The 25,369-nt window shown below is 63.9% G+C and carries 24 protein-coding genes, 1 tRNA gene and 1 pseudogene; 17 read left to right on the forward strand and 9 right to left on the reverse strand.

Annotation, left to right across the window (positions count from 1 at the left end; all coding sequences use genetic code 11):
• The first annotated feature begins 46 nt into the window (after positions 1-46).
• On the forward strand, positions 47-1,462 hold the full coding sequence (locus AC51GT_RS18685; protein ID WP_496329753.1) for a sigma 54-interacting transcriptional regulator: 1,416 nt from the start codon (positions 47-49) through the stop codon (positions 1,460-1,462).
• A gap of 16 nt (positions 1,463-1,478) precedes the next feature.
• Positions 1,479-3,482, forward strand: coding sequence for a vWA domain-containing protein (locus AC51GT_RS18690; protein WP_496326586.1), 2,004 nt, complete (start codon positions 1,479-1,481; stop codon positions 3,480-3,482).
• A 16-nt stretch (positions 3,483-3,498) separates the two neighbouring features.
• Here AC51GT_RS18690 and AC51GT_RS18695 read toward each other — a convergent pair whose 3' ends face one another.
• The 3 genes from AC51GT_RS18695 to AC51GT_RS18705 form a co-directional block, all read right to left on the reverse strand.
• Complete coding sequence (locus AC51GT_RS18695; RefSeq protein WP_496329754.1) at positions 3,499-4,155, reverse strand: DUF1707 SHOCT-like domain-containing protein; 657 nt, start codon at positions 4,153-4,155, stop codon at positions 3,499-3,501.
• A 103-nt stretch (positions 4,156-4,258) separates the two neighbouring features.
• A complete protein-coding gene (locus tag AC51GT_RS18700; protein ID WP_496329755.1) occupies positions 4,259-4,558 on the reverse strand; it encodes a transcriptional regulator in 300 nt (99 codons plus the stop codon).
• Complete coding sequence (locus AC51GT_RS18705; RefSeq protein ID WP_496329756.1) at positions 4,555-5,019, reverse strand: hypothetical protein; 465 nt, start codon at positions 5,017-5,019, stop codon at positions 4,555-4,557. Before AC51GT_RS18705 ends, AC51GT_RS18700 begins: the two co-directional genes overlap by 4 nt.
• 282 nt (positions 5,020-5,301) lie before the next feature.
• Here AC51GT_RS18705 and rpmF point away from each other — a divergent pair, with 282 nt between their 5' ends.
• The 9 genes from rpmF to AC51GT_RS18750 all read left to right on the forward strand — a co-directional run bounded on the left by rpmF (position 5,302) and on the right by AC51GT_RS18750 (position 12,838).
• Positions 5,302-5,475 carry a 50S ribosomal protein L32 gene (gene rpmF / locus AC51GT_RS18710; RefSeq protein ID WP_482137664.1) on the forward strand — a complete coding sequence of 58 codons (174 nt, stop codon included), beginning with the start codon at positions 5,302-5,304 and terminating at the stop codon, positions 5,473-5,475.
• Positions 5,476-5,566: 91 nt separating this feature from the next.
• Positions 5,567-6,178 (forward strand): trimeric intracellular cation channel family protein, encoded by a 612-nt coding sequence (locus AC51GT_RS18715; RefSeq protein ID WP_496326590.1) that lies wholly within the window; start codon positions 5,567-5,569, stop codon positions 6,176-6,178.
• A gap of 114 nt (positions 6,179-6,292) precedes the next feature.
• Positions 6,293-6,979, forward strand: a complete 687-nt coding sequence (locus AC51GT_RS18720; protein ID WP_496326591.1) for a response regulator transcription factor — start codon at positions 6,293-6,295, stop codon at positions 6,977-6,979.
• A 110-nt stretch (positions 6,980-7,089) separates the two neighbouring features.
• Positions 7,090-8,493: an ATP-binding protein gene (locus AC51GT_RS18725; protein WP_496326755.1), complete on the forward strand. Its 1,404-nt coding sequence runs from the start codon at positions 7,090-7,092 to the stop codon at positions 8,491-8,493.
• Between the two features lie 229 nt (positions 8,494-8,722).
• Positions 8,723-10,189 carry a S1C family serine protease gene (locus AC51GT_RS18730; RefSeq protein ID WP_496326756.1) on the forward strand — a complete coding sequence of 489 codons (1,467 nt, stop codon included), beginning with the start codon at positions 8,723-8,725 and terminating at the stop codon, positions 10,187-10,189.
• Between the two features lie 75 nt (positions 10,190-10,264).
• Positions 10,265-10,912 (forward strand): MogA/MoaB family molybdenum cofactor biosynthesis protein, encoded by a 648-nt coding sequence (locus tag AC51GT_RS18735; RefSeq protein ID WP_496326757.1) that lies wholly within the window; start codon positions 10,265-10,267, stop codon positions 10,910-10,912.
• An 11-nt stretch (positions 10,913-10,923) separates the two neighbouring features.
• Positions 10,924-11,109 (forward strand): hypothetical protein, encoded by a 186-nt coding sequence (locus AC51GT_RS18740; protein ID WP_496326592.1) that lies wholly within the window; start codon positions 10,924-10,926, stop codon positions 11,107-11,109.
• 384 nt (positions 11,110-11,493) lie between these two features.
• A complete protein-coding gene (locus AC51GT_RS18745) occupies positions 11,494-12,099 on the forward strand; it encodes an MspA family porin (RefSeq protein WP_496326593.1) in 606 nt (201 codons plus the stop codon).
• 79 nt (positions 12,100-12,178) lie between these two features.
• Positions 12,179-12,838 (forward strand): MspA family porin, encoded by a 660-nt coding sequence (locus AC51GT_RS18750; RefSeq protein WP_496326594.1) that lies wholly within the window; start codon positions 12,179-12,181, stop codon positions 12,836-12,838.
• Positions 12,839-13,156: 318 nt separating this feature from the next.
• On the opposite strand, the gene mscL is transcribed toward AC51GT_RS18750, so the two are convergent.
• The 4 genes from mscL to AC51GT_RS18770 form a co-directional block, all read right to left on the reverse strand.
• Positions 13,157-14,047 carry a large conductance mechanosensitive channel protein MscL gene (gene mscL / locus AC51GT_RS18755; protein ID WP_496329757.1) on the reverse strand — a complete coding sequence of 297 codons (891 nt, stop codon included), beginning with the start codon at positions 14,045-14,047 and terminating at the stop codon, positions 13,157-13,159.
• A gap of 98 nt (positions 14,048-14,145) precedes the next feature.
• A complete protein-coding gene (locus AC51GT_RS18760) occupies positions 14,146-14,817 on the reverse strand; it encodes an SAF domain-containing protein (RefSeq protein WP_496329758.1) in 672 nt (223 codons plus the stop codon).
• Between the two features lie 97 nt (positions 14,818-14,914).
• Positions 14,915-15,232, reverse strand: a complete 318-nt coding sequence (locus tag AC51GT_RS18765; protein ID WP_496326597.1) for an FmdB family zinc ribbon protein — start codon at positions 15,230-15,232, stop codon at positions 14,915-14,917.
• A gap of 65 nt (positions 15,233-15,297) precedes the next feature.
• Positions 15,298-15,855 (reverse strand): 5-formyltetrahydrofolate cyclo-ligase, encoded by a 558-nt coding sequence (locus tag AC51GT_RS18770; RefSeq protein WP_496326598.1) that lies wholly within the window; start codon positions 15,853-15,855, stop codon positions 15,298-15,300.
• 133 nt (positions 15,856-15,988) lie between these two features.
• Between AC51GT_RS18770 and AC51GT_RS18775 the strand changes: the two genes are divergently transcribed.
• The 3 genes from AC51GT_RS18775 (at position 15,989) to AC51GT_RS18785 (ending at position 19,018) form a co-directional block, all read left to right on the forward strand.
• Positions 15,989-16,936: a UTP--glucose-1-phosphate uridylyltransferase gene (locus AC51GT_RS18775; RefSeq protein ID WP_496326599.1), complete on the forward strand. Its 948-nt coding sequence runs from the start codon at positions 15,989-15,991 to the stop codon at positions 16,934-16,936.
• 153 nt (positions 16,937-17,089) lie between these two features.
• On the forward strand, positions 17,090-18,355 hold the full coding sequence (glp, locus tag AC51GT_RS18780) for a molybdotransferase-like divisome protein Glp (RefSeq protein WP_496326600.1): 1,266 nt from the start codon (positions 17,090-17,092) through the stop codon (positions 18,353-18,355).
• Between the two features lie 9 nt (positions 18,356-18,364).
• Positions 18,365-19,018 carry a GNAT family N-acetyltransferase gene (locus AC51GT_RS18785; RefSeq protein ID WP_496329759.1) on the forward strand — a complete coding sequence of 218 codons (654 nt, stop codon included), beginning with the start codon at positions 18,365-18,367 and terminating at the stop codon, positions 19,016-19,018.
• Positions 19,019-19,039: 21 nt separating this feature from the next.
• Here AC51GT_RS18785 and AC51GT_RS18790 read toward each other — a convergent pair whose 3' ends face one another.
• Entirely contained in the window at positions 19,040-19,630 is a 591-nt protein-coding gene (locus AC51GT_RS18790) for a dihydrofolate reductase family protein (protein WP_496329760.1), read from the reverse strand.
• A gap of 271 nt (positions 19,631-19,901) precedes the next feature.
• On the opposite strand from AC51GT_RS18790, the gene sepX reads away from it, so the two are divergent.
• From sepX to AC51GT_RS18805, 3 genes and pseudogenes are all read left to right on the forward strand, one after another.
• Complete coding sequence (gene sepX, locus AC51GT_RS18795) at positions 19,902-21,062, forward strand: divisome protein SepX/GlpR (RefSeq protein ID WP_496329761.1); 1,161 nt, start codon at positions 19,902-19,904, stop codon at positions 21,060-21,062.
• Between the two features lie 44 nt (positions 21,063-21,106).
• Positions 21,107-21,179: transfer RNA gene (locus tag AC51GT_RS18800), tRNA-Ala, on the forward strand.
• Between the two features lie 1,086 nt (positions 21,180-22,265).
• Positions 22,266-23,550: pseudogene (locus AC51GT_RS18805) on the forward strand (IS256 family transposase).
• A gap of 200 nt (positions 23,551-23,750) precedes the next feature.
• Here the strand turns inward: AC51GT_RS18805 and AC51GT_RS18810 are convergent.
• Positions 23,751-25,298 (reverse strand): MFS transporter, encoded by a 1,548-nt coding sequence (locus tag AC51GT_RS18810; protein ID WP_496329762.1) that lies wholly within the window; start codon positions 25,296-25,298, stop codon positions 23,751-23,753.
• Between the last annotated feature and the right edge of the window lie 71 nt (positions 25,299-25,369).

Raw genomic sequence — 25,369 nt, forward strand, 5'->3', positions numbered from 1 at the left:
GGCGTAACAAGTGCGCTTCCGGGCGCAGCCTCGTAGCGTAGAAGAGGTGAGCACACCCCACACGACGACAACCCGCTCGGCACACCCTTCTCCACGGACCCTCGGCGAACTTCGTGCCTCGGGTCATGTGCAGCGAAGCGTGAAGGACGAGATCCGTAACAATCTGCTGAACGCACTGCGGGCCGGCGTCGACCCGTGGCCCGGGATCCTGGGTTTCGAGACCACGGTGATCCCGCATCTCGAGCGCGCACTGCTCGCCGGACACGACGTGGTGATGCTGGGTGAACGCGGGCAGGGCAAGACCCGTCTGCTGCGAACCATCGTCGGTCTCCTCGACGAGTGGACCCCGGTCATCGAGGGTTCGGAACTCGACGAGCACCCGTACGAACCGATCACCCCGGCCTCGATCCGCAAGGCCGCGAACCTGCTGGACGATCTGCCGATCGGGTGGCGTCATCGCAGCGAGCGTTACTCCGAGAAGCTCGCCACCCCCGACACCTCGGTGGGCGATCTGGTGGGCGACGTCGACCCGATGAAGGTCGCCGAGGGACGGAGCCTGGGCGATCCGGAGACCATCCACTTCGGGCTCATCCCGCGGGCGCACCGCGGCATCATCGCGATCAACGAGTTGCCCGACCTGGCCGAACGCATCCAGGTCGCCATGCTCAACGTGATGGAGGAGCGCGACATCCAGGTCCGCGGTTACAGCCTCCGGCTGCCGCTCGACGTGGTCCTGATGGCTAGCGCCAACCCGGAGGACTACACCAATCGCGGTCGGATCATCTCGCCCTTGAAAGACCGGTTCGGTGCCGAGATCCGCACCCATTACCCAATTGAACTCTCCGACGAGATCGCGGTCATCGAGCAGGAGGCCGACCTCACGGCGACCGTGCCGACGTTCCTGATCGAGATCATCGCGCGGTTCACCCGGTACGTCCGCGACAACCCGGCGATCGATCAGCGGTCCGGTGTCTCGGCCCGTTTTGCCATCGCCGGCGCCGAAACCGTTGCCGCCGCGGCACTGCACCGGGCCGCAGTGCTCGGGGAGGACCTTGCGGTGGCACGCGTCGTCGACCTCTCGTCGGTGATCGAGGTGCTCCGGGGCAAGGTCGAGTTCGAGTCGGGTGAAGAAGGCCGCGAGATCGAGATCCTCGAGCACCTGCTGCGCAAGTCGACCGCCGACACCGTGCGCGAGCATCTCGGTGGTGTCGATCTGGCGACGCTGGTCACCGCGCTCGAGGCCAGTGAGCCGGTGGTGACCGGTGATCGGGTCTCCGCCAACGACCTGCTGACGTCGATGCCCGAGGGCACCGAGCCGGTGGTGAACAAGATCGCCGAGCGACTCGATGTCATCGACGACGGAGAACGTGCCAGTGCCCTCGAGTTGGCGCTCGAAGGTCTGTTCCTGGCCCGGCGGATCGGCAAAGAAGCCGACGGCACCGGCCAGACCGTGTACGGCTGAACCGAGAGAAATCGACATGCCCCGCAACAATTTCCACCGCTCCCGCTATCTGCGGTACACCGGTGGCCCCGACCCGTTGGCGCCGCCGGTGGACCTGCGCGAAGCGCTCGATGCCATCGGCGACGACGTGATGGCCGGCGGGTCCCCGCAGTCCGCGATGCGCGAGTTCTTGCGTCGCGGCAGCAAGAACATGCGGGGACTCGATGAGCTGCGGGAGATGGCCAACAAGCGTCGCGAGCAGATCCTCAAGTCCCGCAACCTGAACGGGACGTTTGAGGAGATCCGCAAGCTGCTCGACGAGGCCGTGCTCGACGAGCGCAAGCAACTCGCGCGCGACCTCGATGACGATGCGCGGTTCGCCGAGATGCAGATCGAGAACCTCCCGCCGTCGACCGCGCAGGCGGTCCAGGACCTCTCCGACTACAACTGGCGCAGTCCGCAGGCGAAGGAGAAGTACGACAAGATCAAAGATCTGCTGGGCCGGGAGCTGCTCGATCAGCGTTTCGCGGGGATGAAGGAAGCCCTCGAAGGGGCGACCGAGGAAGATCGGCAACGCATCACGGACATGCTCAAGGACCTCAACGAACTCCTCGCTGCGCACAACCGTGGCGAGGACACCACTGAGCAGTTCGATGAGTTCATGGACGAGCACGGCGATTTCTTTCCCGAGAACCCCGCCAACACCGAAGAGCTGATCGATTCGCTGGCAGCCCGTAGTGCCGCTGCCCAGCAGTTCTACAACTCGTTGTCGCCGGAGCAGCGGGCCGAGCTCGATCAGCTGGCGCAGCAGGCTTTCGGTTCACCGGACCTGATGGGCCAGCTCTCGCAGATGGATTCGCAGCTGCGGCAGGCGCGTCCGGGGATGGGCTGGGACGAGGGCCAGAGCTTCGAAGGCCAGCAGGGGATGGGCATGGGTGAAGGTGCCGGGGCCCTGCAGGATCTTGCCGAGCTCGAGTCCTTGTCGGATCAACTCTCCCAACAGTATTCGGGTGCGCAACTCGACGACGTCGACCTCGATGCGCTGGCCCGCCAGCTCGGCGAAGACGCGGCGGTCGATGCCCGGACACTTGCCGAACTCGAGAAGGCGCTCAAGGAGGAAGGCCTCCTCGAACGCGGCAGCGACGGCCAGCTGAAGCTCTCACCCAAGGCGATGCGGCAACTGGGGCAGTCGATCTTCCGGGATGTGGCCGAGCAACTCTCGGGACGTCACGGCGACCGGCAGACCCGCCGCGCCGGGCTGGCCGGCGAGCCGACCGGATCGTCACGGGAATGGGAGTTCGGTGACACCGAACCGTGGGATGTCACCCGGACGGTGTCGAATGCGGTGCTGCGCACCATGACCGAGGACCGCGACAAACGACACGCCGGCAACGCGATGATCCGCGATGGTGTGCGGATCGACGTCCGCGATGTCGAGGTCGCCGAAACCGAGGCACGCAGCCAGGCCGCGGTCGCGCTGCTGGTCGACACATCGTTCTCGATGTGGCTGGAGAATCGCTGGACGCCGATGAAGCGCACGGCGATGGCGCTGAATCATCTGATCTCCACCCGATTCCGCAGCGACGAACTGCAGCTGATCTCGTTCGGTCACTACGCCAGGACACTCGAGATGAGCGAACTCATCGGCCTGGACGGTATGCGCCAACAGGGTACGAACCTGCACCACGCGCTCCTGCTCGCGCAGCGGCACTTTCGTCGCCACCCCAATGCCCAGCCGGTGGTCCTGATCGTGACCGACGGGGAGCCGACCGCACATCTGCTGCCCGGGGGCGAACCGTTCTTCTACTACCCGCCTCATCCGGCGACGCTCGGCGCCACCGTCCGCGAACTCGACAATGTCGGGCGAATGGGCGCCCAGGTCAGCTTTTTCCGTCTCGGGGACGACCCCGGCCTGGTGCACTTCGTGGATCAGATGGCGCGCAGGGTGTCGGGCCGGGTCGTGGCGCCCGATCTCGACGGTCTCGGTGCAGCCGTGGTGGGCGACTACCTCGGCGGAAAGCGACGTCGCAACACCCGTTGACCGGGCCGATAAATCGTCAGCACTTCTTCAGCGCCGGTGGGGTGTGATGTTCCAGTGGCCGGCGAACCACACTGACCCCGCCCATCAGCGCCAGTCCGGCGACGGTGATGGTCGGTGCGCCCGGGGTGCCGGAACCTTCGGCGTCGGCCTCGCCGTCGAAGCCGCCCATGATCCCGATGCCGTTGATCCGGACGGTGGCGTCCTGGGGGACCACGATCTCGATGCCGCCCATGATCGCGTTGGCCCGGATCGTCAGCGTCGGAGACGTGAAGGTCACCTCACGCAGGTCGATCTCCACTCCACCCATGAGGGCGAACGCGGTGAGCGTCTCGCCGACCGCGGCCCGGCGGCCCTTGAGTTCGGAACCGCTCATCACGGCGATCCGATGGGTGGTCGGTTCGACATCGGCGGCGTAGGTGGGCCGGGTGGCCTGGGCCGTCGGCGGCCGTAGTTGATTGGTGGGCAGATCGTCGGTGAGGGCGTCGAGTTCGCCGAAGGTCTTGGCCGCGATCGCCCTGTCGGCGCGCTCCTCGTACTCCACCGGGCTCAGGTGTCCCTTGGTCATCGCCAAGGAAAGGATGTCGAGAGCCAGACGCCGGTCGGCGTCGCCGGCTCGGACGTTGCTCAGACTGGCGGCGGGTTCGGAATCTCCGGTGGGTGTCAGATCGCTCACCCGCTCACCGTAGTGGGCTTCGGCCCGGTCAGGCCAGTGTAAATCCCGATGATGTGCCGTTTTGGCGGAGCCGACCTGGGCATTCTGTCGCCAAAACGGCACATCATCGGGGGGCGGGGGCGCCGTTGAGCAGGATTTGTAGTGCAGTTCTATGCGCGAGGTAGGCCCGTTTGCCGGATGCGGTGATCCGGTAGGTGGTGCTGCTGCCCCGGCCGTGGCCGGCTTTTGACGCCGTCAGGTACCCGGCCGACTCGAGGGCCGACATCTGCTTGGACAAGTCCGAATCGGTGAGGTCCAGGTGTTCCTTGAGGAACTTGAACGACGCCGTGGTGCTGTTGGCCAGAATCGCCATGGCGGCGAGGCGTTTTGGGGCATGGATCACCGGGTCGAGGCCGTCGATCATGCCAGCCGCACCCGAACCGCCGCCGCTGCCTTGGCGTAGCGCCGTTCGTAGATCATCAGCCCGCAGGTGATGAGGACGAAGGCGACCACCGCTGCCGGCGCAACGCCACCGAGCCACCACGCCAAGGCGATCAGCCCGGCGACAATCGGCAGTGCCAGGAAGTAGCGATTCCATTCCACCCGGATCTCGGCAGGCGGCGCGCCCTTGCCTGGCATGGGAAACGCGCCGTGCCGCCTGCTCATCCAGCCGAGGAAGACGAACTCGACGACGATCAGTGCGGCCATCGATCCAACGAAGAGTCCGATGCTCTCGCGCCACCAGGCGAAGGCGCCGATCATCGCCGCCGCCCAGCCGCCGACTGCGGGGTAGTACCACCACGGTGTCGGTGGGTGGTCGACATAGGGCGAGGCTTCGGCGCGTTCGGCGATTTTCAGGAGTTCACGCGCCTCATCACTTTCCATGTTGGAAAGCATAGGAACAACTTTCCAACACTGCAAGTATAGTGACCGTCGATGGACTTGATGCCCTGGTCGGGCCCTGGATTCGGACTCGCTTTGGATTGAGAGGGGGGTAACCGGTACCCTCTAGAGGTTGTCGATGTCAGCTCCGACTCGCACTCCTTTCCACTGGGGTGCGCATCGGGTACCAGGCACCGCAGGACGAGTGCAGAAGTCCGAATGCCGAGATGGCGAACGGACACGCACAAACCCCGATACGTAAACGAAGAAATGAAGGGCTGAATCATGGCTGTACCGAAGCGCCGGATGTCGCGGTCGAATACTCGTAGCCGCCGCTCGCAGTGGAAGGCCGACAACCCGGTCTTGCAAGAGGTCAAGGTTGGTGGCGTCGCTCATCGCGTGCCCCGTCGCCTGGTCAAGGCCGTGAAGCTGGGCCTCGTCGATCTCGATCGCCGCTGATCTAGCCCCCAAGGCTCAACGCAGAGGCTGGCCGTCGAACTGACGGTCAGCCTTTTGTTGTGCCCGGAACCTGAGGCAGGGAAGGCCTGCGGTGTTGCAGGACGTACTGAATTACGCGGGCATCGCGGTCTTCGCATGCTCGGGCGCCCTGGTCGGCATCCGCAAGGACTTCGACCTCTTCGGGATCCTGTCGATGGGCGCGGTCACCGGTGTCGGTGGTGGCATCGTCCGCGACCTCCTGCTCGGCATCACGCCGCCCACCTCGGTGCAGCATTGGCCCAACCTGACCATTGCATTGATCTCCGGGCTGATCACGTTCTTCTTCCATCCGGCGTTCAACAAGTTGTTTCGGGCGATCCTGGTCCTCGACGCGGTCGGCATGGCCGTGTTCGCGGTCACCGGCGCGTCACTTGCCCTCGACCACGACGCGAGTGCGATGGCTGCCGTCCTCATCGGTATCACCACGGCCATCGGTGGCGGCGTCCTGCGCGATGTCCTCGCCGGGGAGGTGCCGTTGCTGTTGCGCCCGACCGACCTCTACGCGGTCCCGGCGATGTGCGGGGCGCTGCTCGTGGTGATCGCAGCCGGGCAGGGCTGGCCGGCGTGGGGCATGGTCGGCGGCGCCGTCCTGGCAACCGCGTTGCGGATGGCGAGCCTGCAGTTCAACTGGCATCTGCCGATGGCCCCGCGGCGGTCGGCCTGACCTGTCGACGGGCACCTGGCCGGCCGGGTCCGAAGCCCGATACCGATGCGGTGAGGCGCGGCGCGCCGGGGGATTACTCAGCGCTCTCTCAGCAGGTCACGTAAGACTGTTGTCATGCGCATTCTTGTTGTGGACGACGATCGCGCCGTTCGCGAATCTCTGCGCCGGTCCCTGACGTTCAACGGGTACACGGTGGTCACTGCCGGAGACGGTGTGGAAGCTCTGGAGAAAATCACCAGCGAGCGGCCCGATGCGGTCGTGCTCGATGTGATGATGCCGCGCCTGGACGGGTTGGAGGTCTGCCGTCGACTCCGCAGCACCGGCGACGATCTGCCGATCCTGGTCCTGACCGCACGCGACTCGGTGTCCGAGCGGGTGGCGGGCCTCGACGCCGGTGCCGACGACTATCTGCCCAAGCCTTTTGCCCTCGAAGAACTCCTGGCGCGACTGCGGGCGTTGATGCGCCGTGCGGCAACCGAAGCGCCGCCGGACTCGGAGGCGATGACCTTCGAAGATCTCACGATGGATCCGGTCACCCGGGACGTCACCCGTAACGGCCGGCCGATCAGCTTGACGCGCACCGAGTTTGCGCTTCTGGAGATGCTGATGGCCAACCCGCGTCGCGTCCTGACCCGTAGCCGCATCCTGGAAGAGGTGTGGGGCTACGACTTTCCGACGTCGGGCAACGCGCTGGAGGTCTACGTGGGCTATCTGCGTCGTAAGACCGAAGCCGAGGGCGAGATCCGACTCATCCACACCGTGCGGGGCGTCGGTTACGTCCTGCGGGAGACCCCGCCGTAGATCGTGAGCTGTGAACTGTGAGTTTTTACCATCGGCAGTCGACCCCGACCGGGCCGATCACTCCACAACGTCCGACGAACCTCGTCCCGGCCGATCAACTGCCGCGTCAGATGCGTAAGCCGACGCCGCTGACCCGCACCATCTCTCTGCGTTGGCGGATCACCATCCTGGCCGCCACCGTGGTCGGTATCGCGGTGGCCGTCATGGCCGCCGCCGCCTTCGCGGTGGTGTACCGGGCGATGTACGCCGATGTCGATTCACAGCTGACCAACCGGGCCAACGGGATGACCGAGCTGGCCCGGATGGGCGTCCTCGATGATTCGCCGGAGTCCCTGGTCGCCGGCACGGTGTACTCCACCGACATGTCCGTGGCGCTGGTCATGCCCGGCGGGCGGGGTTTTCAGATCGGCAGTGTGCCCTACGGTGATGCCGAGCAGGAGGTCGTCGACGGCGAGTCGGAGTCGTCGTTGCGGACCTCGAACAATCAGCGGGTGTTGGCGCGCAAGCTCGTCGACGGCAATACGCTGATCATCTCGCAGAGCCTCGGGGACACCGACGACGTGCTCGGGCGGTTGGCGTGGGTGCTCGGGGTGATCGGCGGCTGCGGCATCATCCTGGCAGCGGTGGCCGGAACAACCGTCGCCAGAGCGGGTTTGCGGCCGGTGGCGCGGTTGACCCGCGCTGCCGAACGGGTGGCCAGAACCGACGACCTGACACCGATCCCGGTGGTCGGCAACGACGAGTTGGCAAGACTGACAGAGAGTTTCAACCTCATGCTGCGGGCGCTGGCCGAATCGCGGGACCGCCAGTCCCGGTTGGTCGCCGACGCCGGTCACGAGCTGCGGACGCCACTGACGTCGTTGCGGACCAACCTCGAACTGCTGATCGCCTCGTCCGAGCCCGGCGCCCGGGAGGTTCCCGAGTCCGACATGGCCGAGTTGCGCGCCGATCTGATGGCGCAGATCGAGGAGTTGTCGACGTTGGTCGGGGACCTCGTCGACCTCGCCCGGGAGGACGCCCCAGAGGTGGTGCACGAGGAGATCGATCTCGCGGAGGTGATCGACCGCAGCCTGGAACGGGTGCGTCGACGCCGCAGCGACGTGGATTTCGATGTCCATGTCAACCCGTGGTTCGTGTTCGGGGAGAGTGCGGGCCTGTCGCGGGCTGTGCTCAACGTGCTCGACAACGCGGCCAAATGGAGTCCGCCGGGATGTCCCGTGGTGGTGAAACTGACCCAGGTCGAGCCCAACCGCGCGGAATTGACCGTCGCCGATGCCGGACCGGGCATTCCGCCGGAGGACCGGCAACTGATCTTCGAACGGTTCTACCGGTCGACCGCAGCCCGTTCGATGCCGGGTTCGGGCCTCGGTCTGGCGATCGTCCGGCAGGTGGTGGTTCGCCATGGCGGGACCGTGGTCGCCGGCCAGTCCGATGCCGGTGGTGCGCTGCTGACCATTACATTGCCCGGTTCGCCCACCCCTGCCGAGATCGCGCCGCGCGTCGTTCAGCAGTAGTCCGTTGCGGACGGTGTGTTCGGTGCTCTCGTCGCCTCTTTGATCGTCCGTGTCATCTGAACGGGCCGAACCGCTCGTTGGCGGCCCCCGTGAGTGCGAGAATTGAGGGGCAAACCAACAGCGGCGTCTCAGCGACATCTCAGGCCGACGTAGCAGGGTATGTAGCAGTGCCGGGATTTCGGCCGGCAACGAGAGCGCATTGGTGCGCCTGGCAGAAAGCGCGTGGGATATGGGCGGCAACGACGACAACGAACGGGGATCGAGCACCCCCGGGGGTGGCGGATTCTCGAACCAACCAGGTGCCGGTGGTCCTGCCGGACCGGCGGGATGGGGTCAGGGCGGCGAGCCCATTTCTCGTCCCGCGTCGTTTGATCCCCGATCTGCCCAGCAGCCTTCGTCTTACGGGCAGCAGCCCGGCAATCCCTATGGCCCACAAGCTGATCCGCAGTCACCGGGTGCCCACCCCGGTCAGCAGTCGCCGTACCCCGGCTATGGATCAGCCAATCCGACAAGCCAATTCGGCGCCGGTGACGCCCGGTCGGCAGGTCCTCAGTCATACCCGCCGGGGACCGCCCCGGCATCGCAGCCGGCCGGACGCTCGGGTGGTCTCAAGGCCGGGATCGCCATCGGGGCACTGGTCGTGGCCCTGGTCGCCGGCGGTGTGGGTGGCGTCATCGGGGCGAACGTCGCAGATGATTCGTCGGGCTCTCCCGGTAACAGCAGCGGAGTTCTCGGTGGGGACCGCGACAATACGCAACCGGTCGCCGCTCCCGAAGGGTCCGTGCAGGCGGTGGCGCAGAAGGTGCTCCCGTCGGTCGTGTCGATCAAGGTCATCGGCAGTCAATCGGCGGGGTCGGGGTCCGGTGTGGTCCTCACCGAGGACGGCACGATCATGACCAACAACCACGTGGTCTCCGGGGCTGGTTCCAACGCCGAGGTGATCGTGGTCTTCAACGACGAAAGCACCGCCACTGCAACGATTGTCGGAGCCGACACCATCTCCGACATCGCGGTGATCAAGGTCGACAAGACCGGGTTGACCCCGATTCAGATCGGCACGTCGGACAATTTGGTGGTCGGTCAGGAAGTGATCGCGATCGGCGCCCCGTTGGGCCTTGACGGCACGGTGACCACGGGCATCATCAGTGCGCTCAACCGGCCGGTCTCGACGCAGGGCGCCCAGAGCGGCCAGGCCTCGGTGATGGATGCGATCCAGACCGACGCCGCGATCAACCCCGGTAACTCCGGCGGTGCGCTGGTGAATGCCAACGGGGCACTGATCGGGATCAACACCGCCATCGCCAGCCTTTCCGAGGGTGAGTCGGGCGGCAGCATCGGGCTCGGGTTCGCCATCCCCGTAGACCAGGCGATCCGCGTCGCGAACGAACTCGAGACGACGGGCAAGGCCACCCAGGCGGGCTTGGGTGTGTCGGTCCGTTCGGGTTCACCGTCGGCCGACCAACCCGGTGCGCTGATCAGTGACGTACAACCGGGTGGCGCGGCCGCAGACGCCGGTATCCCGAACGGGGCGTTGGTCACCAGGGTCAACGACCGGGTGATCTCCTCGGGCGATGCCCTGATCGCCGCTGTTCGGTCATACGCACCCGGCGACAAGGTCGAAATCACCTACGAGGTGAACGGACAAAGCAAAACAGCCGAGGTAACCCTCGACACCCTGGATACCGGAGGCCGATAGATCGTGAAATTCCCAGACCTGACAATTGCTGATCCGAAATCGACCGACGCCGCAGCGGGTGGACCACTGCGCTCGGTGTCGGTCATCCCGACAGATAGAGTTCCACTCGGAGATGGTGTCATCTCCGGCCTGGAGATCCGCGAGGCCGATGCGGTTGCGGCAGATGCCGCGGCAGCCCGGCTCGCCGCCCAGGTGGGAGAGGTCGAGGCGGAAGGAAATCAGATGAGGTCGTTGAACTTGGCCGAAGAGGTTCTGGGACGGGCTCTGGTGGTCATTGTCGACGATCGTGCCGCGCATGGCGAAGATCAGGCGCTGATCGGGCCCCTGGTCGGGGAGTTGCTCGAAGAGGCAGGTTTTCACGTCGATGCGGTCGTCGCCGTGGAATCTGACGAGGTCGAGATTCGTAACGCCCTCAACACCGCGGTGATCGGTGGCGTCGACCTGGTGATCTCGGTCGGTGCTGTCGGTGTCGGTGGACGTGACGTTGCCCCGGAGGCGACCGAAGATCTGCTCGACCGCAAGTTGCCTGGCATCGAAGAAGCCCTGCGGAGTTCGGGTTTGGCGGCCGGTGCGATGGACGCCGGTTTGTCGCGGGGCCTGGCCGGTATCTCGGGACAGACGATCGTTGTCAACCTCGCCAACTCGCGGGCGGCCGTACGCGACGGGATGGCCACCATCACGCCCATGGCCAAGCACCTCATCGCGTCGATCTCAGAGTTCTGAATCTGGTTGTCGTGGCGGAGAAATCGGTGGGCAAACGCAAGTTGTCGCGAGCGGAGCTGGACAAAATATTCGGCGACGAACTGCCGGCGACCACCCGTGATGAGCGTCCAAACGGCCAGTGTGACGAAGATCACACACGGGTGGATATGCAGTCTGACGAATGGTTTATCGTTAACCGGCCACCACATCACGAGTGAATACCGTTTTCGTCACAGCCCGGGTCCTGCGGTTTAACGAGTTGTTAACCAAATTATATGTATTATCAACAATTGTCGGTGCAGGACAGCGGATCTCGGTATTTAGGTCAGGCTTACTGCTAACTGTTGCTTGCATTCGCCCAGCACACTAACGTTCCGCTCGATACGTCCAGTACCAGTGCGGGGGCTGGAAGTGTCCCGCGATGCGCCCCCGAGGGTGTTCGTGGAAGGACATGAACGTACGGCTGGAATTAACGTCAGGGAAACGTCGGGCTTGCCGCCTGTTAACGCGTTCCATGGAGTATTCCGACCAACCGTCAGGTCACTTCAGGCTCACGATTTGGTTGAGTTTGGATTACACAGCAATCCTGTGAGAGGGAACGAATGAGCAAGTTCAGCATGTTCGGTCTGCGCCGCGTTGTCGGCGCTGGAGCCATTACCGCGGTTGCTGCCATCGGGTTGGCCAGCATGGGCGCCGGAAACGCCGCCGCAGGCCCGCTGGCTTCGGGCAGCAAGGTCACTGAAGGCATCGATGGCACCGTGATCAAGATCGAGCGCACCGGCGAGAGTGCTTACCCGGTTCCGTCGCTCGCCAACAACGGTGCAGGCCGCTCCGCCGAGGTCAACGGCAAGGTCAAGGTCTACTCGGGCGGTTCGGCGGGAACGCTGACCACCGGTTACATCGTTGGCTGCCAGATCGACATCACCGGCTTCTCCGGCGGACTGGGCGCCAGCCTTGACGTCCTCAGTCTCACCGGTGGACTCTCCGGTTCGCTGTCGATCCCGCTGAGCCCGGGTCAGGCTGTCTTTGTTTCCCTGGGCAGCAAGGACTTCGACGGAAATGACGCGTCGATCCAGTACAAGAACCAGGGCATCGACGTGCAGCAGTGTGGCGGATACGCCCAGGCTCGCGCCTTCTCGACCGTCGTCACCACCGGTGACTTCGTTGTGAAGTCGACCCTCTACGGCCAGCCGTTCAGCCTCAACTGATCGTCGGCAGATAATCCCGCCCAAGTCTTGAAACACTTTTATCTGCCGCAAGCAGATTGATATTTCCGTAAGGGGAATCATGAAGAACACAACCTCGCGTCGTCTCGCGGCGGCCGCCGGTATCGCCGGTGTATCCGCAGTGGCGCTCGCCACGATGGGCGTCGGTGCCGCAGGCGCCGGACCGCTCCCCGGTGGCAAAGTAACCCAGACCCTCGACGACGGCACCTCGGTGACTGTCAGCCTGTTCGGCGAGAAGTCGACCATCAGCCCGGCGATGTCTGCCATCCCGACCAGCCGCAACGTATGGATGGACGGCAAAATCGCCGTCAACATCTCCGGTGGCGCTGAAGGCGGCAACGTCGAAGCCGGTTACATCGTTGGTTGCCAGCTGAACTTCGGTGCCGGCGCCGGTGCCGGCGGCGGTGTAGAGGCGACATTGCCGACCGGCGAAGATTCCGGTTCGATGATCGAACCGGCATACAACGCCGGTGGTGAAGCAAGCTTCACGCTTTCTCCCGGTGAAGCCAAGTACGTTGCCTTCTTCTCTGATTCCGACGGCAACAACAGCGGCTTCGATTTCGAGGGCGCGACCGGTGGCATCGCCTACAGCCAGGAAACCTTCGCAGTCCACGGCTGCGCCGGTTTCGCTGAGGCCAAGGCCTACGTGAAGGTGACCGTCGAGACCGAATCGACCACCGGCATTGTGACCCTGTACGGCAAGCCGTTCAGCATCGGCTGATAGCAAGCCTGCTCGACAACTGAATATCAACGAAAGCCGGGACGCCACAAGGTGTCCCGGCTTTTGTTGTTTCCGCACCCGGTGTTGGTGATCCGATTTCGAATTGCTGCGCCCACGGCTGAATGGGAAGGGCCACGGATCAATTCGTGCCGTGGGAGTAAACCACTTGAACTGCGCGAGGCCGGACCGCGCATTACTGCTGTGCAGCACCCCCGGCGACCGGAAAGTCGTTCAACCGGCGGGTCCAGTGGTCACGAAATGCCAACTGCCCGCACAAAGAATGTGCGGGCAGCTGGTTTGTGGATATGCCGGTTCGAATTACTGGCTGTGTCGTCCCGGGCCGTCGTCGGGGCGCTCCGGGGGCGGAACGTAACCCGGGGGCGGGCCGCTCAACGGATCGGGTCGGTACCCGGGGTTCTGTGGACCGTAGTCCGGGGGCCCGTATTGAGGCGGTCCTGAACGCTGCGGCGGCTGATTCGGGTTGTAGCCGGGAGGGGGGCCTGCCGGTGGCTGGTAGCCCTGCGGTGGGCCGCTGAGTGGATCGTTATGGGGCGGCGGGCCTGTCGGCGGCTGGAAGCCCGACGGGGGGCTCGGTGGGTACGACAGCGGGCGGCCCGGCTGTTCGGGCCGGCGCCCGGGTTGTTCGGTCTGGGCGGAGAACTGCTGGGTGCCTGCCTCGGACGCGCCGTAGGCGCCGGCAGCGCCGGCGGCCCCCGCCATCGGTGCGGACGAGCGGCCCTCGTTGGCCCGCTCGATGTATGCCTCGTCCTTATCGGTCTGTGTGCTCTTGGCCGCCGCGATCTTGGCCTTCTCCTCCGACGGATCTTTACCTTGCAGAATGTCGCGAATCTCGGTGAGCAATTCGGATTCAGACAACGCGACCGCGTCGTCACCGTCCTGGGCGGCAAATGCCTTCAATTTTTCGTAAGGCATCACAATTACGAAATACACAATTGCGGCAATGATCACGAAGTTGATGATCGCGGTGATCAATCCACCGATATCTACAAACGTCTCGGGGTTGCCGTCGAGAATTGTGAAACCGAGGCCCTCTGCCGCATCTGTTCCTCCGAGTGAATTGATCAGAGGTTCAATGATGTTGGTGGTGAACGCCGTGACAATGGCGGTGAATGCAGCACCGACCACAACGGCGGTGGCCAGGTCGACGACGTTCCCTCGCATGAGGAAGTCTTTGAAGCCCTTTAACATGTCGTGGTCCTTCCCACCTGGGAAAACGCGCATATGCTGGGGAACATTTTTCGATCTTAACCATCTATCGACCCCGATAGTGGATGGAACATGCGGATTCAGTGAAAGACCACGGTGATCGGCGAGGCGAGGGTTGCGACGGCGACACGGTGCGCATCCCGTTCGGGCATGGCCAAGATGGTCGGTCGGGCATCGCGGCCTGATCCCGCTGGGCCGGGGGCGAATACGAGTGCCACCACGGCGTTCTTCACCAAAACGGTTGACGCCGAAGGTGCTTCGCCATCGGGGGAGTCGTCGATGCTCAGCACGTCCACCACGTCGCCTTCCCGGAGAAGGTCGACGATGGACGAGTCGGACAGGGTCACCGGGACCAGGCGCGCGTCCTCGCGCCCCAACAGGGCAGCGGGCAGGCGGCTGGACAGCACCCGGGTGTCGGTGAAGATCTCACCCGGGTGGACCGGGCCCGTGACCGTTTGTTCGACCAGCTTCGAGGGGTCGGTGACCGCGCCCGCCGGGATGGCGGCGGCGTTGATCTGGCGGACCTCGAGGTCATCAGAGGTCAGATGGATCCCGGGCGCGATGTCACGGGCGGCGACAACGACGGACCGCAGCTCGTGGTCGCGCTGGGCCGCCGCGGCCGCGACCAGCGCCGTCACCAGCAATGCCGCGGCGCAGATCCGTCGAAGCAGAAGCGCGCGCGTCCAGCCGGGGCGCAGTGCGTGCCTCAAGCGGTCGAGGGCGGTGGGTTGAAGTGGATTGCGTTCGGGCATGGCCGAACGCTAGGTCAGCAGCACTGCAAAATCCGGTGGACAGGCGCCTACCCGGCCGAGCTGTGGGCAGGCGCTGCCACTGTGGACCAACGCTGGTTCAGGACGCTGTTGCGGCCGGCGCGCTGGGGGTTGAAGAGCTGGTCGACGAGCTGCTGCTCGAATCGCTCGACGACGATGAGGAACTCGACTCCTTCTTGCTCGAGGAGTCGCTGGAGCTCGCCTCGCTGCTGGTCGAGGTCGACCGGCTGTCGTTGCGGTAGAAGCCGCTGCCCTTGAAGACGATGCCGACGCTGTTGAACAGTTTGCGCAGCTTACCGGCACATTGTGGGCATTCGGTCAGCGAATCGTCGCTGAACGACTGCACGATGTCGAAGCGGTTATCGCACTGTGTACAAGCATACGAATAAGTGGGCACCGAGGACCTCCGGAAGTATTTAGCCGAGAACTTTGTGGATTCTACAGCGCAGTTGGCACTCTACGTTAACGAGTGCCAGGGTCGGGTTGTTCCAGGGCGGTGAAGCCGCCTGCGGGTGTCAGACTCCATCCCATCGGCACGTCCAGCTCGTCTGCGGGGATCGCGTCGAGCACCTCGTCGTCGTACACGACGGCCACCAGGCGTTTTGTGTCGACCGCAGCGATGGTGCGGTCGTAATAGCCCGCGCCTCGACCGAGCCGGACCCCGTTGCGATCGACGGCCAGCGCCGGGACCAGGACCAGGTCGGCGGTGGTGATCGCGTCGCTCGTCAGGATCGCGCCCGTCGGTTCCAGCAGGCCGAACCGGCCCGTTGCCAGCGACTCGGGTCCGTCGTAATCCGACCAGCTCAGCGGGGCGGGGGGACCGGGGCCGACCACCGGGAGCAACACGCGGTGACCACGATCGCGCAGCGCGTCGAGCATGGCGACCGATCCGGGTTCGGTACCGACCGGCACGTACGCGGCGATCGTGGCGGTGTCGCCTGCCAACTGCTCGGTATCTTCCAGGTGGGCGATCCATGTCACAAGGCGGGTGTCCGCCGCCGCTTTAACCTGCGGTGACATATTCGCGCGAGCCCTCTGTAGGTGTTTTCGCAAAGTAATCTTCGTGTATTTGATGGGGTGCAGCCTCTCATCCGAAGCGATCTGCCGATAGGTTTATCCCTGGATGCCGTCATTAAGCAAAGTAGGGTGGAAAATGATTGATGCGAAGATGAGCCCGACCGATGAGATGGAATACGAATCGGTCCCCGGAACACCCCCTATTCCGCGGACCGCAATAGTTCCTGCCGCGGGTTTGGGAACACGCTTTCTTCCCGCGACCAAAACGGTCCCGAAAGAGCTTCTCCCGGTTGTCGATACCCCGGGCATCGAACTGGTGGCAGAAGAGGCCAAGGCCGCCGGTGCCGAGCGCCTGCTGATCATCACCTCGCCCGGCAAGGACGGCGTCGTCGCCCACTTCGTCGAGGACCTCGTGCTCGAGCACACGCTGGAGTCGCGCGGCAAGGACAAGATGCTGGCGAAGGTCCGCAACGCGCCGTCGTTGCTGGAGGTCGCCTCGGTGATCCAGGAGAAGCCGCTCGGTCTGGGCCACGCGGTCGGCTGCGTCGAGGCACAGCTCGACGACGATGAGGACGCGGTCGCGGTGTTGCTGCCCGACGACCTCGTGATGCCCTCCGGCGTGCTCGAAGTGATGGCGCGGACCCGCGCGCGGCGTGGCGGCACCGTCCTGTGCGCGATCGAGGTCCCCACCAACAAGCTCAGCGCCTACGGCGTCTTCGACGTCGAGGAACTGCCCGACGCGATCAACCCGAACGTGATGAAGCTCAAAGGCATGGTCGAGAAGCCGAAGGCCGAAGATGCGCCCTCGAACTACGCGGCTGCCGGTCGGTACATCCTCGACCGGGCCATCTTCGACGCCCTGCGCCGCATCAAGCCCGGTGCCGGCGGCGAATTGCAGCTCACCGACGCCATCGCCCTGCTGATCGAAGAAGGACATCCGGTCCACGTGGTCGTGCACCGCGGCACCCGACACGATCTGGGCAACCCGGGCGGGTACCTGAAGGCGTCGGTCGACCTCGCGCTCGACCGCGACGACTACGGTCCCGAACTTCGGGAGTGGCTCGTTCAGCGCCTCGGTGTCTAAGGGCTACCTGAGAATTTTCGACAACGCGCCCGAACTGCCGGGCCGGTGGACCGGTTCGGTCGTCGAAACCCGCTAACGTCATGTCTTGCGTGTGTGCAGACTCCCGTGCCATATCGGCTCACGTGGTCAGGGCGGGGTGAGAGGAGATGATCGGTGCGTTCGGTGGAGGATCAGCTGAGTCGGGTGACCGCTGCAGCGGTGGCACCTCGGCCGGTACGGGTGGCGATCTCCGAATCGCAAGGTCTGCTCTGTGCCGAGGATGTGACGGCCGACCGGCCGCTTCCCGGATTTGATCAGTCGGCCATCGATGGCTACGCGGTGCGCAGTGTCGATGTCGCCGAAGCGGGCAGTATCGCCGGCGATGACTCCGAGTCGCCGGGGGACCATGTGATCGTGGTCCTTCCGGTGGTCGGAGAACTCAAGGCGGGCTCCCGAACACCGACGCGGCTGCAACCGCGGCAGGCGGTCCGGGTGGAAACCGGCGCCCCGCTGCCGACGCTCGCGGACGCCGTGGTCCCGCGTCGCTGGACCGACGGCGGTCTGCCGAAGGTGCGCGTCGGGCATGCGGTGCGCAGCGGACAGTACGTCCGCCACGAGGGTGCCGATGTGCAGCCCGGTGATGTGGCCGTGCGGGCCGGGACGATCATCGGTCCGGCGCAGGTCGGGTTGCTGGCCGCGGTCGGATGTGAGCGGGTTCTGGTCCACCCCCGGCCGCGACTGTCGGTGATCTCGATCGGTGGCGAGCTGGTCGACATCGATCGCACCGCCGGCGGCGGACAGGTCTACGACGTCAACAGCTATGCCCTCGCCGCGGCCGCACGTGATGCCGGCGCCGACGTGAACCGGGTCGGCATCGCCGACAGCGAGCCGACCCAGCTGCGCGAAATCGTTGAGGGACAACTGATTCGGTCCGAGATCGTCGTCATCACCGGCCCGGTCGGTGGTGCCGCGTCCGAGTCGATCAAAGAAGCCCTCGCCGAACTCGGCGAGCTCGAGATCACCCGGATCGCGATGTACCCGGCGTCGGTCCAGGGTTTCGGTCAGCTCGGCCGGGACGAGGTCCCCACCTTCTTGCTGCCCGCGAATCCGGTCAGTGCACTGGTGGCCTTCGAGGTCATGGTGCGGCCGCTGATCCGGATCGCGATGGGCAAGCGCCAGCCGATGCGTCGCGTGGTGCGCGCCCGGACCGTGGGTGCGATCACGTCGGTCGAAGGTCGCCGCGGATATCTGCGGGGACAGCTGATGCGAGACGAACAGACCGGTGAATATCTGGCCCAGGTGATCTCCGCGCCCGACGGCGGCTCGCACCTGCTGGCCGGGCTCGCCGAGGCCAACTGCCTCGTGATCATCGAACCCGAGGATGTGGAGTTGCGGCCGGGCGACGAGGTCGATGTGGCTTTCCTGGCGCAGCGCGGGTAAGACTGCACTGTGTTTGCCTGGAGCAGAGGGGAAACGTCGCGGCGCGGGTGGCCGGCCAAGTTGGGTCCGATCGGTGTCGCAGGGGGCAGCGTCACGGTCCGCCCGGTCCGGCTGCGTGATGCGCGGGCGTGGAGCCGCCTGCGGATCGAGAATCAGAACTCGTTGATGCCATGGGAACCCACCGGCAGCGGACTGTGGTCGGCCCGGCACAACCCGGCGGCCTGGCCGGGGTTGCATTCGGTGCTCCGCGCCGAGGCACGGGCCGGGAACATGCTGCCGATGGTCATCGAACTCGATGGCGAATATTGCGGACAGCTCACCGTGGGCAACATTCAGCGCGGTGCGCTGCGCAATGCCTGGATCGGTTACTGGGTCGATGCCGCCGTCACCAGTCGTGGTGTGGCCACCGGCGCGCTGGCCCTGGGCGTCGACCACTGTTTTTCGACGGTGGGGATGCACCGGCTCGAAGCGACCGTTCAGCCCGAGAACGCCGCGTCGCTGTCCGTTCTCCACAAGGTGGGATTTCGGGACGAGGGTTTGCTCAAGCGCTACATGGATGTCAACGGAGCGTGGCGCGACCATCTTCTCCTGGCGTTGACGATCGAAGAATTGCCCGGCGGTGCTGTGGAAACACTGGTGCGTGCCGGTCGCGCAACGCGCTGACCAGATCAGATGGCGGACTGGTCAGTCGAGGGAGTTGGTCGTTTCCTGACTGTAGGTCGACACGATGTGGCCGCCGGAGAAGGTCTCGACGTTCTCGAGGGTGAACTGCGTCGGGTTGAACCGGGTGTCGAAAGCGGGCCGCCCGGCCCCGGCGACGACGGGGTAGGTCTTGACCACCAGCACGTCGATCTGGGGGAGTAGCTGACCGGCGAGTTGTCCGCCACCGGCCAGGTAGATGTCCAGATCGGAGTTCTCTTTTTTGAGCATGTCGACGGCGACGGCGGGCTCGTTTCGGATCACCGTGATCGCCGGATCGTCCACGCGCAGTTCCCGGGACACGACGTACTGGTCGAGGTGGGGGTACGGGCTCGTGATGTTCTGCGCCAGCGCTGGATCGTAGGTGCGACGACCCATGATGATGCGGCCGAACTTGGTCAGCGGTCGCTCGGCAATGCCGACCTGCGCGCGGATATGACCGGGCAAGGCGTCGCCGAACTCGTCCAGCATCCACTGCATGTAGTCGTCGGTGATCGGATAAAAGTCGATCTCGTCATCGGGCCCGGCGATGTAGCCGTCGATCGAAATCCCGATGTAGTACACAAGTTTTGGCATACGCTCCACCTTTGCACGGCGCGCTCCAACTGCCCAGGCCGTGGGACGCGGTCAAGGTTTGTTCGACGGAGTTCAGCGATGGCTGACACCAGTCGATCTGAATGTTGCGCACTGCTGTGTATTTGCTCTCGACAAATCGGGGGTTTGTCGGCGCGTCATCGCTGCTCGAAGACGCTATGGCCATAGCCTGGCTTGGAGCGCTTGTTACTGGTGTGACAGACGTGCACTCGGCTGACTGGTCGAGCAAGGTTGCCGAAGGGAGGAGCTACCCATGCCGAACTCGCTGTTGTGGGTGTGTCTGGTGGCGATCTGGCTGTTCGTACTGGTGCCGATGGTCGTGAAGTCGCGACCGACTGTGCGCAAGACATCTGATGCTGCGCTGGCAACCCGCGTGCTCCACCGCGGTGGCCGCACCATTGCGAAGACCAAACGACGGATGGCCTCTGGCCGGCACCCGCACGACGCCGAATGGGAACCGCCGGTTCGCGAATACCGCAAGGTGGTCGCCAAATCCGGAACTGCCACGGCCGTCAAGGAGCCCGAGGTCGATGTGACCGAGGTCGACGAGGACGCAGTCGCCACCGAAGCGCCCGAGGTCGAAAAGACTCCGGTGTTGAAAAAGGTTGTTGTCGAGGCTGATGCCGTCGAGGCCGAACTTGAGGACGACATCGAGGCCGAAGCCGACGACGCGGCAGAGGTTGATGCCGACGCGGTCGACGAGGCTGCCGAAACCGACGAGGACGATTCCGTCGCTGAGGTAGAAGAGGACCTCGAGGCCGAGGTCGACGAGGACTCCGAAGAAGCTGAACTCGAAGAAGCCGAACTCGAAGACGGTGAGCTCGACGAGGCCGAGCTCGAAGACGCTGAGCATGACGACGACGAAGACGAGTTCGAGGACGACGCCGAATACGCCGACCACGACGAGGATGACGCCGACGAGGAAGTGGCCGAAGACAATTCGGCTCGCCGTGCGCGCCGAGGCGGCTTCGATCCGGAAGCCGATCGCGAACGCAGCGACAAGCGCTACCGCTTCCGCCAGCGGGTGATGGCACTGTTGGGTGCTCTGGCTCTGGTCAGCATGTTCGCGGGTGTCGTCGTCGGGACGGCCGGTTGGGTCGCTGCCGGTCTGCTGCTCACTGCACTGGTGGGCTACATGTTCTTCCTGCGTCGCGCGGTGCGCAACGAGCAGCGGATCTATCAGCAGCGGATGCGTCGTCTGGCCCGTACACGTCGTGAGGAAGAAGCGCGCCGCGCACATCCCGAGGTCGACCCCCGGGCCGCTATTCCCGCACGCCTGCGCCGTCCCGGAGCGATCGTTCTGGAGATCGACGACGAAGACCCGGTCTTCGACCACTTGCCCCGTTACGTGCCCGCTTCACGCATCGACGACGTCGATCATCACGATTCGTACCGTCGGGTTGTGGGCCAATAACGACCCAGTGTTAACCTGTTCAAGTTGCTCGCGAGAGCAACGAAGGGGCTATAGCGCAGTTGGTAGCGCGTCTCGTTCGCATCGAGAAGGTCAGGGGTTCGATTCCCCTTAGCTCCACTCTATCTTCGCAGGTCAAAGGCTATTTCAGCCTTCTGGTATTAGTTTCCATTCGGCTTACTGTCCGCAAATTGTCCGCAGTTTGTCCGCAGGATTTCTCGCCAGCCCCGGGTTTTGGCTCTGTTTGGCGTCTGGTTCATCTAGAGACTTGGCCTGGCGGATCACCGCAAACGTCCCGGATCGTGAAGGTTTTGGCTGGTCAGCCGTATGACTGTCGCACTGACGTGGTCCCAGTCGACGGAGCCGGATCCGAGGTCGATTGGTGCCACCATTGGAACCGTGTTGACCTTCTCGTGTGCAACCAAAGGGTGAGGAATCGTTCGTGCGTTCAACTGGCGACTGACAGAACAGCGCAGCCATCGGTTGACTGTTCTGGGCTTTGGATCTCGAAGGGTGAGGGGACTGCTGCCTGCTCAACTCGAGTGGCCACAACTGGAGTGGTGGGTCGTGTCTGTACGGGATTGGATAACCAGGTTGCTCAGATTCGAGCCTCGGCTTTCGCCAAACGTGACTTGAGCTTCGCGAAAGTTGCTCCGCGCGTATCTCCATCTGGTGGGAGTGCCGCTAGAAATCGTCTGATCAGCCGAGCTTCCGCGAAGTATTGCTTTCGTCGGTGGTAGATGATCGCCGCCGCTCGATGTAGGCAGGGGAGCTGTGCCAACCTCGCTGAGAAGCGCAGGATTCAGTATGGTGTCGACGATCTCGAGGAGCAATTTAAGCGCCTCATCGTCGTTTCCTTCAGATTTCCATCTATCCAGTGTCGGAAGCCAATCCAGATAGTGGCGGCCACGGACTCGCGCGGCCGCATCGAGGTCCAAAGCGTGGCGTAGTCGCGCGACTGCGGCGATCATTTAAGCTGCCCTTGCTGTTAACCGTTCGATTTGGCGACACCAAACCCTCGGGAGCTAGATCTCCCGGTGTGCTACGGCACGCTACAACAACCCGAACACGTTCCGATGAAACACATTTAAGGCGGAAGCTCATCCCGTTGGGGGGATCCGAGGCGTGGAAGGGGACTGTCAGAAAAAGGGTGGATCTGATCGTGGTTTGACACGCCGAGCGTGCGCTTGGCGGGAAGGATCACAGATGTCCGAAACACTCGAGCCCATGGCGAACGAGGTGGATCAAAAACAGTTGGCTGAGCAGCTCCAGGCGCAGGCCAAAGAGCAGGGCGTGGATTTGATCGGCCCGAACGGGCTGCTCAACCCGTTGACCAAGAATGTTCTCGAAACCGCGTTGGACGCGGAGATGACCGAGCATCTTGGTTATGACAAGCATGACCCGGTCGGCCGCGGTAGCGGCAACTCTCGAAACGGGATGCGGTCGAAAACGGTCCTGACCGAGATCGGGCCGGTGGAGATCGAAGTCCCGCGCGATACCAATGCCTCGTTCGATCCGCAGATCGTCAAGAAACGGCAACGCCGACTAACGGGTATCGATGAGATCGTATTGTCCTTAACGGCACAGGGATTGACCACCGGAGAGGTCGCAGCACACTTCCAAGACATTTATGGTGCCTCGGTGTCGAAGGACACGATCTCGAAGATTACCGACAAAGTCGTCGCCGAGACGACCGAGTGGTGCAACCGGCCCCTCGATCGCGACGTTGGCTAGAGACTGCCGCGTCTATCCGGTGATGTTCATTGACGCTATCCACGTCAAAATCAGGGATGGGCAGGTGACGAATCGGCCGATTTATGTGGCCATCGGCGTCACCACCAGCGGCGAACGCGACATCTTGGGGTTGTGGGCCGGCGATGGCGGTGAGGGCGCCAAGTTCTGGCTCTCGGTGCTCACCGAGATCAAGAACCGCGGCACCGCCGACGTGTGCATCGTGGTCTGCGATGGCCTCACCGGGCTGACTGATGCGGTGAATGTGGTGTGGGATCGGGCGATTGTGCAGACCTGCATCATTCACCTGTTGCGCAGCACCTTTCGGTACGCCTCTCGCAAGTACTGGGATCAGATTTCCAAGGACATCAAACCTGTCTGCACCGCCCCGACCGAGGCCGCAGCGAAGGGAAGATTCGTCGAGTTCACGGGTAAGTGGGGTGGTCAGTATCCGGCGATCATCAAGTTGTGGGAGAACGCGTGGACCGGGTTCATTCCGTTCCTGGACTATGACGTCGAGATACGGCGAATCATCTGCTCCACCAATACCATCGAGTCGATCAACGCGCGCTATCGGCGGGCGATCCGGGCTCGCGGGCATTTCCCAACCGAGCAGGCTGCGCTCAAATGTTTGTACTTGGTCACCCGTTCGCTCGACCCCACAGGCCGCGGTAAGGCACGATGGGCAATGAGGTGGAAGCAGGCGCTCAACGAGTTCGCTATCACCTTCGAAGGCCGGATCACCCCGACCGGTAACTAACAGATGCCATGGTCGGATCCACCTTTACTCTGACAGACCCCGCGACGTCTTTCGGATCGACTGCGTGCAGCGCGTATCGCTGCACTTCAGATGGAGATAGCCGAGAGGATCGGCGATGCGAGCGATGAGCGCGACGTCGGTAATGGTCGTGCCCACCGCCCACTCGGCCGGTGTGCTTGGGTGCTGGAACAGCACCGGTGTCACGTTTTCGAGATGTGCGTCAGCATCGGTTCGCGAAAGCCCGTGGTTGTCACCTTTCCGCTGAGCGGCTCATCCGTGGTTGTCGCTGTGACGCCCAAGGAGCCGCGCCGCGGCAGGCCGACGGCCAGGAGAAAGCCGACCAAGCCTGCGCCAGCGGCGATCAGGAATGCCGCAGTGAATCCGCCGTAGGAGTAGAAGGCGGCGCCTTCGACACGGGTCTGGATGAACGAGTTGTTCATCACTGTGAAGGCGACGAGTGCGAGTATCGAGGAGAACAGACCCTTGCAAACCGAGACGATGCTCGCTGTTTCTGCCTGGAACTCTTCTTCGACGGTGGTGACGACCAGATTCGGTATGGCGGCGTAAGCCATGCCCTGTCCGAATCCCACGATCGCCGCGAACACCACGACCAGGACCTTGTCGCCGTGCTCGAGGGCCAGCAGGGCGAGCCCCACTGTCCCGATGCCCAACCCCAGGATCAGGGCCAGACGCGGTGTGGTCCCCCGACCGATGATGAGACCTGCGATCAGTCCGCTGATGACCATGCCGATCACGACGGGCAGTTGGTAAAAGGCGAAACCTTCCGCATCGAGTCCCCAGCCGTATCCGAGATCGAGTACCAGCGGCGCCATGACCATGGTGGGGAGCAGCGTGCCGAAGAGGCCGGAGATACCGTAGGCGAGTCCAGACGAGGTCACGGTGAGCAGGACTGAACGGCGTCGCAGGACGTCGGTATTGATCAGCGGTTCGGAAATCTTTTTTGCCGACAGCAGCCATAGAACCAGGACTGCGATGCCCGAGGCGAGGAACCCGAGGGTGGACAGTGCAGTCCAGCCCCACGTGGGTCCGAAGCTGATGGCAACGAGTACACCGGCCACGCCGGCGCCCAGCAGACTGGCGCCGACGACGTCGAGCTTGGATTTGACGCGCACCTGGGATTCTTCCACCAGGAACCTGATCACCACGATGAGCACGGCGGTGGCCACGAAGAAGAACCAGAACACGCTGCGGAAGCCGTAGTTGTCGAGAAGGAAGCCGGTCAGGAAGGGGGCGGGTAGGGCGATGAGACCCATTCCGCTGGTGACGATGCTGATCGCGAGAGGTACTGTGCGCGGGGGAAATACGTCGCGAATGAGCAGATAACTCAGAAACAGGCACGGGATGAGGAGTCCGAAGACGGCCCGGCCGAGGATCAGGACCCCGTAGGACGGTGCAAGGGCACTGATGAGTGCGCCGATCGAAGCGATCGTCACACAAACGGTCAGCATTGCTCTCTTGCCGTACATCAGCGCGAGTTTGCCCACAAGTGGCGATACGACTGCACCCGTGAGCGCGAACGCTGTCACGGTCCAAGCGACCTGAGTGGTTTCGAACTCCGCAGCGATCGACGGTAGTGCAGTGGACACCATCATGTAGCTGATCGAAAAGACTTCGAGCAGCAAAATGAGCGCAATCAGTCCTAGTATCAGCCGGGGAGTCCAGCCATCTGGTCGCTCGGATGAATTCGGCAATACCTCCGCTTTGCCGGGAGGCGGTTTAACAGCCATTGATATGCCTTTCGAGTCGCGAAAGAGTGGCGCAGAGCCAGAAATGAAAGAAGTGTTACGCAAGGCGTAGT

This window comes from Williamsia sp. z34 (assembly GCF_059553395.1).